Origin of the sequence: Kitasatospora sp. NPDC058048 (genome assembly GCF_042885555.1) — a bacterium.
Lineage (GTDB): Bacteria > Actinomycetota > Actinomycetes > Streptomycetales > Streptomycetaceae > Kitasatospora > Kitasatospora lactacystinica.
On sequence record NZ_JBHVRT010000085.1, the window covers coordinates 1 to 8,890 of the forward strand.

The following is an 8,890-nucleotide window of genomic DNA, read 5'->3' on the forward strand; positions in this document are numbered from 1 at the left end:
CGCTCGGCTGGGAAACCCCAGCCGAGCGCCTGCATAAACTCATCGCGGCCTGATCAAACCAACCACGTGTTGCTACGACCCCTGGAAACCGCCGTCGGGTCCGGGGGCCATTGCGGGGATAACCCCGGTGTTGCTCGGGCTCAGGCCTTGGTGACGTCCTCGACCTGGTCGTCGTCCTCCCGCCCGGGTGTTTTCAGGTTGAATTTGACGATGATGAACCGGAAGAGCGCGTAGTACACGGCGGCGAAGCAGAGGCCGATCGGGATGATCAGCCAGGGCTTGGTGGCCAGCCCCCAGTTGATCGCGTAGTCGATCAGGCCGGCCGAGAAGCTGAACCCGTCGTGCACCCCGAGGCCCCAGGTCACCGCCATCGAGGCGCCGGTCAGCAGCGCGTGCACGGCGTACAGGGCGGGGGCGAGGTAGGCGAAGGAGTACTCGATCGGTTCGGTGACGCCCGTCACGAAGGAGGTCAGGCCGACCGAGAGCATCAGGCCGTAGATCTCCTTGCGCCGGTGCGGCTTCGCCGAGTGCGCCATCGCGAGGGCGGCGGCCGGCAGCGCGAACATCATGATCGGGAAGAAGCCGGACTGGAACTGGCCGGCCGTCGGGTCGCCCGCCAGGAAGCGCGGGATGTCGCCGTGCACGATGGTGCCGTCGGCCTTGACGAACTCGCCGAACTGGAACCAGACGAAGGTGTTCAGCAGCTGGTGCATGCCGATCAGCAGCAGTGCGCGGTTGAAGACGCCGAAGATGCCGGCGCCGCCCGCGCCCAGGTCGGCGAGGGTCTGCGAGAAGTCGTTCAGGCCGCGGCCGATCGGCGGCCAGACCCAGAGCGCCACCACGGCGGTCAGCATGCCGACCAGGGCGGTGATCATCGGCACCAGGCGGCGGCCGTTGAAGAAGCCGAGCCAGTCGACCAGCTTGGTGCGGTGGAAGCGGACCCACAGCCAGGCCGACATCAGGCCGATCAGGATGCCGCCGAGCACGCCCGGGTTCTGGTACGTCGCGGCCGCCGCCTTCGCCGAGGTGTAGTCCACGCACTGGTCGCTGATCAGCACGGTCGGCGGCTTGCAGTGCTCCGGGAAGGCGTGCAGGACCCGGAAGTAGACCAGGAAGCCGACCACGGCGGCCAGCGCCGTCGAGCCGTCCGCCTTCTTCGCCATGCCGATCGCGACCCCGACGCAGAACAGCATCGGCAGGCCGAAGGCCGAGTCGAGCAGCGCGCCGCCCGCGGCGGCGAAGACCTTCGCGACGTCGTCCCAGCCCAGTCCGTCCTTGCCGAACACGTCCGGCTGGCCGAGCCGGTTGAGGATGCCCGCGGCGGGGAGGACCGCCACCGGGAGCTGCAGGGAGCGCCCCATCTTCTGGAGGCCGCCGTAGAAGGTGTGCCACCACGTGGTCTGCGGGGCTGTGGCGCCTGCCGAACTCATCCTTCGCCCTCCGGGTGCCGTTGCCGTCCGGCGGTCCCCTGCGGGACCCTCGGGCGGGGCTCGGGAACACCCGGGGCCGTTACCGCGTTCCTCGGAGTACACATATATTGGTGTAGACCACTTGGAAGCAGGCCGTACCCCGGAGGCGCGAGCCCCGCTGATCGTCATCTTCGGGCGACGGTCGGACGCCTGCCCGCCGGAATGGGCCAAAAGTGGACTAACGTGGCGGACCGGACCGGCACGGGTGATGCTGGTCGCGCTGCTCGCCGGCACGACCGCAGCCGAACCCGCGTCAGCCACCGGCACGGACCTCACCGCCCGGCGGTCGAGGGACACCCCAGCACCAGCGCAGGACGGCACCCGGCAGAGCCGCCGAAGGGCCGAGACAGAGGGAGAAACCAGATGGCCAGCAAGGCTGAGAAGATCGTCGCCGGTCTGGGCGGCATCGACAACATCGAAGAGGTCGAGGGCTGCATCACCCGCCTGCGCACCGAGGTCAAGGACGCCTCCCTGGTCAACGAGGCCGCCCTCAAGGCCGCCGGCGCCCACGGCGTCGTGAAGATGGGCACCGCGATCCAGGTCGTCATCGGCACCGACGCCGACCCGATCGCCGCCGACATCGAGGACATGATGTGAGCTGAGCCACCCGGGTTCAGCCCGCCGCGGCCCGCCGACCCGCTCAGGGGGACGGCGGGCCGCGGCGCATCCCCGTCGGCTCCCGGACCGGCCCCCGCCGCTTCCCGGACCGGCCCCCCGGAGCGACTACGCTCAGTGCCTATGTCACGCATCGACGGCCGCACCCCCGAACAGCTCCGCCCGATCACCATCGAACGGGGCTGGAGCAAGCACGCCGAAGGCTCCGTCCTCATCTCCTACGGCGACACCAAGGTGCTGTGCACCGCCAGTGTCACCGAGGGCGTGCCCCGCTGGCGCAAGGGCAGCGGCGAGGGCTGGGTCACCGCCGAGTACTCCATGCTCCCGCGCGCCACCAACACCCGCGGCGACCGCGAGGCCGTCAAGGGCCGCATCGGCGGCCGCACCCACGAGATCAGCCGGCTGATCGGCCGTTCGCTGCGCGCCGTCGTGGACCACCGGGCGCTCGCCGAGAACACCATCGTCCTCGACTGCGACGTCCTCCAGGCCGACGGCGGCACCCGCACCGCCGCCATCACCGGCGCGTACGTCGCCCTGGTCGACGCCGTCGCCTGGGCCCGCGACAAGAAGCTGCTGCGCGCCAAGGGCCAGCCGATCACCGGCGGCGTCAGCGCCGTCAGCGTCGGCATCATCGACGGCGTCCCGATGCTCGACCTCCAGTACGAGGAGGACGTGCGCGCCGAGACCGACATGAACATCGTCTGCACCTCCGACGGCCGCTTCGTCGAGGTCCAGGGCACCGCCGAGGGCGCCCCGTTCGACCGCGAGCTGCTCGACCGGCTGCTCGACCTCGGCAGCCTCGGCTGCGCGGAGCTGGACGCGATCCAGCGCAAGGCCCTGGAGGGCTGAACCGGCGCGGGTCCCGCGGCCGTGGACCGGAGCGGACGCACGGTCAGCCCGCGGGCGCGGACGGCCGTTCGGGCCGCGGTGCGGACACGCGTCCGGGCCGCGGGCGAACGGCCCGCCGAACCGGTCGGCCTGCTGTACAGGCCGGGCCCGGAGACCGTACGGTTCCCGCAGCACTCCCGCTGCGGGAACCGCGCACCTCCCGGCGCGCGTCCCCCATCACGGAACCCGCGCCCCACAGGAGGATCGGATGCCGTCGAGCATCGCCCGCCCCGCCGCCCTCGCCGTGGCCGGACTCATCGCGATCCTCCCGCTCAGCATGGTGAGCTGCTCCGCCGCGCAGAAGGCGCTCGACTGCGGCAACACCGCGGTGCGGATCACCGGCGACATCGCCGACGTCACCCAGGCCTACGACAACGCGAGCAACGACGCGGCCGCGGCGGGGAAGGCCCTGCAGAAGCTCAAGAACGACCTCGACCAGGTCGGGAAGAACTCCAAGAACACCGACGTCGCCAAGGCCGTGACCGATCTGCAGAAGCAGGTCGAGAACGTGCAGCGGGCCGCGGACCGCAACGAGGTCCCGGACCTCAAGCCGCTCGGCGCCGCGGCCGGAAACCTCACCTCGGTCTGCACCGGCTGATCGTCCCCGGCCCCTCGGTAGGGTGGGCGATATGTCCACCCGCCTGATTCTCGCCACCCGTAACCAGCACAAGGTCACCGAGCTCCGCGCCATCCTGGCGGACGCCGGCCTGGACGTCGAACTCGTCGGCGCCGACGCCTACCCGGAGATCCCGGACGTCCCCGAGACCGGGGTCACCTTCGCCGAGAACGCCCTGCTCAAGGCGCACGCCCTGGCCCGCGCCACCGGCCTGCCCGCCGTCGCCGACGACTCCGGCCTCTGCGTGGACGTGCTGAACGGCGCGCCCGGCATCTTCTCCGCCCGCTGGTCCGGCAAGCACGGCGACGACACCGCCAACCTCGACCTGCTGCTCGCCCAGCTCTCCGACATCGCCGAGCCGCACCGCGGCGCCCACTTCTTCTGCGCCGCCGCCCTCGCGCTCCCCGACGGCACCGAGCGCGTCGTCGAGGGCCGCCTCCTCGGCACCCTGCGCACCGCCCCGGCCGGCGACGGCGGCTTCGGCTACGACCCGATCCTCCAGCCGATCGGCGAGACCCGCACCTGCGCCGAACTCACCCCGGCCGAGAAGAACGCCATCAGCCACCGCGGCAAGGCCTTCCGCGCCCTCGCCCCGGTCGTCAAGGACCTGCTGGCCTGACACTCCGTCCGGTGAACGCGTCGAAGGCCCGCCCCGGGATCACCTCGGGGCGGGCCTTCGATTTCAATGCCAGTGCGGCCTGAGGGACTCGAACCCTCACGGGATTTCTCCCATGGGCACCTAAAACCCAGGCGTCTGCCAATTCCGCCAAGGCCGCATGGCGACCAGTCTAGAGCTTCGTCGAGTGTGGGGACAGCGAGTTCGGCCGCCGCCCCGCCGGTGCCGCGTCCCGGTCCGGCTCCCGGTTCGGGCCCCGGGCCGACCCCCGGTCCGGTCCCGGCCTCGTCCCGTTCGGGGGACGGCCGTGCGTCGGCCGCGCGCCGGTGCGGGCACGTCGGCCGCCGGGTCGGCCGGTGCGCGCCGGGGGGCGGGTTTCGGCCAGGGGACCGACCGATTGCCGAGCGGCTCCGACCTGTGATGTTTGGCTTTTGATTACCAATTGGTACAGACCTATTGACCTATGTGGTTCAGACCACATAGCTTCTGCGCCAATTGCAATCCCCCACGTGCGTGCTCCCCCACAGGCACGCGCCGACACTCTCTCCTGGAGGACCGAGTGTTGATCCGAAACACGGCGGAGCGGCGTCCCACCGCCGCCCACCGCCGGAAGAGCCCGGCCGCCCGGGCCGGCGTGGCCTCGCTCGCCGCGGCCTCGCTGGCCGGACTGCTGATGGCGACGCTGGGTGCGGCGCCCTCGCAGGCGTCGGCGGCGGTCGACAACGCGGCCTGTCGGCCGGACGGCCTGTACCAGACCCCCGGGGTGGACGTCCCGTACTGCTCCGTCTACGACACCAGCGGGCGCGAGAAGATGGGCGCCGACCACCAGCGCCGCATCATCGGCTACTTCACCGGCTGGCGCACCGGCAAGAACGGCGACGCGCCGTACCTGGTGAGCGACATCCCCTGGGACAAGGTCACCCACCTCAACTACGCCTTCGGCCACGTCGGCTCCGACAACAAGCTCTCGGTCGGCACCGACGGCCCGACCAACGAGGCCACCGGGATCTCCTTCCCCGGCGTCCCCGGTGCCGAGCTGGACCCGAGCCTGCCGTACAAGGGCCACTTCAACCTGCTGACGAAGTTCAAGAAGCAGTACCCGAACGTCAAGACCATGATGTCGGTGGGCGGTTGGACCGAGACCGGCGGCTACTTCGGGGACGACGGCAAGCGCGTCAACTCCGGCGGCTTCTACTCGATGACCGTCAACGCGGACGGCAGCGTCAACCAGGCCGGCATCGACACCTTCGCCGCCTCCTCGGTCGACTTCATCCGCAAGTACGGCTTCAACGGCGTCGACATCGACTACGAGTACCCGACCTCGATGAAGGACGCCGGCAACCCGCTGGACTGGCAGCTCGCCAACGCCAAGCGCGGCTCGCTGGCCAAGGGCTACGCGGCGCTGATGAAGACCCTGCGCGAGAACCTGGACAAGGCCGGCGCCGCCGACGGCAAGCACTACCTGCTGTCGGTCGCCGCCCCGTCCTCCGGCTACCTGCTGCGCGGCATGGAGACCTTCCAGGTGGCCAAGTACCTGGACTACGTCAACATCATGTCGTACGACCTGCACGGTGCCTGGAACAAGTACGTGGGCCCGAACGCCTCGCTGTTCGACGACGGCAAGGACGGCGAGCTGGCCTCCGCCAACGTCTACGGAACCGCGCAGTACGGCGGCATCGGCTACCTGAACGCCGACTGGTCGTACCACTACTTCCGCGGTTCGATGCCCGGCGGCCGGATCAACGTCGGCCTGCCGTACTACACCCGCGGTTTCAAGAACGTGCAGGGCGGCACCAACGGCCTCTGGGGCACCGCCTCGGCGACCACCTGCCCGGCCGGCTCCGGCCTGACCGCCTGCGGTGACGGCGCGGTCGGCATCGACAACATCTGGAACGACAAGGACGACGCGGGCAAGGAGTCCCCGGCCGGGTCGAACCCGATGTGGCACGCCAAGAACCTGGAGAAGGGCATCCTGCCCGACTACCTGGCCAAGTACGGCGTGTCCGACACCGCGCTGCAGGGCACCTACACCCGCAACTACAGCTCCACCCTGGTGGCGCCGTGGCTGTGGAACGACACCAAGAAGGTGTTCCTCTCCACCGAGGACGAGCAGTCGGTGGGCGCCAAGGCGGACTACATCGTCAACCAGGGCGCCGGCGGCGCGATGATCTGGGAGCTCGCGGGCGACTACAAGTGGGACGCCGCCGCCAACGGCGGCAAGGGCGAGTACGTCCCCGGTTCGACGCTGACCTCGCTGATGTACGACAAGTTCAAGTCGGCGGCCCCGTACGGCGCGATCCGCTCGACGACCGCGTTGCCGCAGCAGACCCTGCCGATCGACGTGTCGTTCACCAACTTCGCGCTGGGCGACTCGAACTACCCGATCAACCCGAAGCTGCACATCGTCAACAACTCGACGCTGACCCTGCCGGGCGGCACCGAGTTCCAGTTCGACTACGGCAACTCGGCCCCGGGCAACGCCAAGGACCAGTCCGGCTTCGGCCTCCAGGTCATCAAGCAGGACAACCCGGGCCCGGGCAACGTGGGCGGCCTGAAGGGCACCTACAACCGGGTGTCGGTCAAGCTGCCGGGCTGGCAGTCGCTGGCGCCGGGCGCCTCGATCGACATGGACTTCGTCTACTACCTGCCGGTGTCCACGCCCTCCAACTGGACGGTCAACGTGGGCGGCACGCTGTACGGGATCAAGGGCGACCTGACCCGCGGCGCGGTGGACGGCGGCACGCCGACCCCGACCCCGACCCCGACGCAGACGGCCACCCCGACGCCGACCCCGACGCCCACCGCGACCGGGACGCAGACGCCGACCCCGACGCCGACCCCGACCTCGGGCGCCTGCACGGCCGCCCCGGGCTGGGACGCGGGCACCACCTACGCGACCCCCACCAAGGTCTCGTGGAAGGGCCACTACTACCAGAACAAGTGGTGGACCAAGGGCGACGACCCCGCGGCCAGCGGCTCGTGGGGAGTCTGGAGCGACCTCGGGGCCTGCTGATCAGGCCGGTCCGCCGAGGTGAGGAACGGCGGTGGCGGTGCACCCGGTCGGGGGGTGTGCCGCCACCGCTTCGCCGTTCTCCGTACCGCGGGAGGTCAGGCGCCGACCTTGAGGTCGCGCAGCAGCTTGGCGACGTGGCCGGTGGCCCGCACGTTGTAGAACGCGTGCTCCACCTTGCCCTGCTCGTCCACGACGATCGTGGAGCGGATCACGCCCAGGTAGGTGCGGCCGTAGTTCAGCTTCTCGCCGAAGGCGCCGTACGCCTCCAGCACCTTCTTGTCCGGGTCGGACAGCAGGGTGACCTTGAGGTTCTCGGCCTCGCGGAACCTGCCGAGCTTCTCCGGCTGGTCCGGGGAGATGCCGATGACGTCGTAGCCGGCGCCCGCGAGGACCTCCAGGTTGTCGGTGAAGTCGCAGGCCTGCTTGGTGCACCCGGGGGTCAGGGCGGCCGGGTAGAAGTAGACGATGACCTTGCGGCCGGCGTGGTCGGCGAGGGACACCTGGTTGCCGTCGGCGTCGGACAGGCTGAAGGCGGGCGCGGTGTCGCCGGGCTGGAGGCGCTCAGACACGGTCGTACTCTCCTGAAGGCTGGGACGGGCGGCTGTACCACGGCAAACTTACCCCCGATGGTGGGTGGGGCCGCGCGGCCGTGTTCGGCAGCTGACACACTGGGTCAGTCGCACCGATCGCACGGATCGGACGGAACGACATCGGCGAGTGAATGGGGTGGCCCGAGTGGGCGAGGCGAGCACGCAGGACAAGTCGGCGCGGACGACCGCCCAGATCGAGGCGGACATCGAGCGGACGCGTGACCGGCTGGCGGGGACCCTCGACGAGCTGGCCGTCCGCGTCCACCCGAGTACCATCTCCGCCCAGGTCAAGGCCAAGGCGGCGGCCGCCGTCGAGGAGCGGGCCGCCCGGGCGTACGTGGCCGCCAGCGGCGTGGTGGAGAAGGTCCGGGCGCAGTTCGTGGACGAGAAGGGGCAGCCGCGCCGGGAGCGGATCGTCCCGGCCGCGCTGGTCGGCGTGGGCCTGGTGCTGCTGGTCGCCTCGGCCCGCAAGCGCCGCAAGGGCTGAGCACCGCGGGACGGAGGGCCGGGCGCGCCGCGTGCCCGGTCCTTCGCGTACCGGGCCAGCGTCACGCCCCGCGCCCGGGAGAGGTACCTTCGGGACCGTGAGTACGAACGACGAAGCGACCCGCTCCGAGCACGCGCAGGAGCCCGTCCGCCACGACCGGCTCGGCGAGAAGCTGCCGATCCGGATGCTGCACGACCGCGTGCTGGTGCGCATCGAGGGCGGCGAGGGCGAGCGCCGCTCGACCGGCGGCATCCTGATCCCGGCCACCGCGGAGCTGTCCAAGCGCTGTACCTGGGCGGAGGCCGTCGCGGTGGGCCAGAGCGTGCGCTCGGTGGAGCCGGGGGACCGGGTGCTGTACGACCCGGAGGACAAGCTGGAGGTGGAGGTCCGCGGCGCCACCTACGTGCTGCTGCGCGAGCGCGACCTGCACGCCGTCGCCGCGACCCGTTTCGGCGACACGGAGGGCTCGACCGGGCTGTACCTGTGACGGCCTGATCCGCCCGGTGCCCCGCGGTGGGGCCCCCCCGGGGGGGGCGCCCCCCGCGTCCGCCGCCGGCGGGGGGCCCGGGCCCCCCGGGGGCGGCGGGGGGCCCCCG

General features: G+C 71.0%; 9 protein-coding genes and 1 tRNA gene. 7 read left to right on the forward strand and 3 right to left on the reverse strand.

What is annotated here, in order from left to right; genetic code table 11:
- Positions 1-140 precede the first annotated feature (140 nt).
- The gene (locus ACFVVA_RS41695) at positions 141-1,430 is read right to left on the reverse strand and encodes a PTS transporter subunit EIIC (protein WP_387695936.1); all 1,290 of its coding nucleotides are present in this window, start codon (positions 1,428-1,430) and stop codon (positions 141-143) included.
- 402 nt (positions 1,431-1,832) lie between these two features.
- On the opposite strand from ACFVVA_RS41695, the gene ACFVVA_RS41700 reads away from it, so the two are divergent.
- The 4 genes from ACFVVA_RS41700 to rdgB all read left to right on the forward strand — a co-directional run bounded on the left by ACFVVA_RS41700 (position 1,833) and on the right by rdgB (position 4,207).
- Positions 1,833-2,066, forward strand: coding sequence for a glucose PTS transporter subunit EIIB (locus ACFVVA_RS41700; protein WP_063349220.1), 234 nt, complete (start codon positions 1,833-1,835; stop codon positions 2,064-2,066).
- A gap of 141 nt (positions 2,067-2,207) precedes the next feature.
- Entirely contained in the window at positions 2,208-2,933 is a 726-nt protein-coding gene (rph, locus tag ACFVVA_RS41705; protein WP_359915203.1) for a ribonuclease PH, read from the forward strand.
- A gap of 247 nt (positions 2,934-3,180) precedes the next feature.
- The gene (locus ACFVVA_RS41710; protein WP_359915201.1) at positions 3,181-3,570 is read left to right on the forward strand and encodes a hypothetical protein; all 390 of its coding nucleotides are present in this window, start codon (positions 3,181-3,183) and stop codon (positions 3,568-3,570) included.
- 31 nt (positions 3,571-3,601) lie between these two features.
- Entirely contained in the window at positions 3,602-4,207 is a 606-nt protein-coding gene (rdgB, locus tag ACFVVA_RS41715) for an RdgB/HAM1 family non-canonical purine NTP pyrophosphatase (RefSeq protein WP_387695938.1), read from the forward strand.
- A 73-nt stretch (positions 4,208-4,280) separates the two neighbouring features.
- On the opposite strand, the gene ACFVVA_RS41720 is transcribed toward rdgB, so the two are convergent.
- A tRNA-Leu gene (locus tag ACFVVA_RS41720) sits at positions 4,281-4,364 on the reverse strand.
- A 513-nt stretch (positions 4,365-4,877) separates the two neighbouring features.
- Between ACFVVA_RS41720 and ACFVVA_RS41725 the strand changes: the two genes are divergently transcribed.
- On the forward strand, positions 4,878-7,217 hold the full coding sequence (locus ACFVVA_RS41725) for a chitinase C-terminal domain-containing protein (protein ID WP_387695940.1): 2,340 nt from the start codon (positions 4,878-4,880) through the stop codon (positions 7,215-7,217).
- A gap of 95 nt (positions 7,218-7,312) precedes the next feature.
- Here the strand turns inward: ACFVVA_RS41725 and bcp are convergent, their stop codons facing one another.
- On the reverse strand, positions 7,313-7,786 hold the full coding sequence (gene bcp, locus ACFVVA_RS41730) for a thioredoxin-dependent thiol peroxidase (RefSeq protein WP_387695939.1): 474 nt from the start codon (positions 7,784-7,786) through the stop codon (positions 7,313-7,315).
- 166 nt (positions 7,787-7,952) lie between these two features.
- Between bcp and ACFVVA_RS41735 the strand changes: the two genes are divergently transcribed.
- Both ACFVVA_RS41735 and ACFVVA_RS41740 read left to right on the forward strand, forming a co-directional pair.
- On the forward strand, positions 7,953-8,294 hold the full coding sequence (locus ACFVVA_RS41735; RefSeq protein ID WP_380538871.1) for a DUF3618 domain-containing protein: 342 nt from the start codon (positions 7,953-7,955) through the stop codon (positions 8,292-8,294).
- A 184-nt stretch (positions 8,295-8,478) separates the two neighbouring features.
- Complete coding sequence (locus ACFVVA_RS41740; RefSeq protein WP_049655715.1) at positions 8,479-8,781, forward strand: co-chaperone GroES; 303 nt, start codon at positions 8,479-8,481, stop codon at positions 8,779-8,781.
- Positions 8,782-8,890 lie beyond the last annotated feature (109 nt).

Excerpts from the sequence above, each read along its gene's own strand:
- rph (WP_359915203.1), top strand. The coding sequence starts at position 2,208 with ATGTCACGCATCGACGGCCGCACCCCCGAACAGCTCCGCCCGATCACC.
- ACFVVA_RS41740 (WP_049655715.1), top strand. The coding sequence starts at position 8,479 with ATGCTGCACGACCGCGTGCTGGTGCGCATCGAGGGCGGCGAGGGCGAG.
- rdgB (WP_387695938.1), top strand. The coding sequence starts at position 3,602 with ATGTCCACCCGCCTGATTCTCGCCACCCGTAACCAGCACAAGGTCACC.
- ACFVVA_RS41725 (WP_387695940.1), top strand. The coding sequence starts at position 4,878 with ATGGCGACGCTGGGTGCGGCGCCCTCGCAGGCGTCGGCGGCGGTCGAC.
- ACFVVA_RS41700 (WP_063349220.1), top strand. The coding sequence starts at position 1,833 with ATGGCCAGCAAGGCTGAGAAGATCGTCGCCGGTCTGGGCGGCATCGAC.
- ACFVVA_RS41695 (WP_387695936.1), bottom strand. The coding sequence starts at position 1,430 with ATGAGTTCGGCAGGCGCCACAGCCCCGCAGACCACGTGGTGGCACACC.
- ACFVVA_RS41710 (WP_359915201.1), top strand. The coding sequence starts at position 3,181 with ATGCCGTCGAGCATCGCCCGCCCCGCCGCCCTCGCCGTGGCCGGACTC.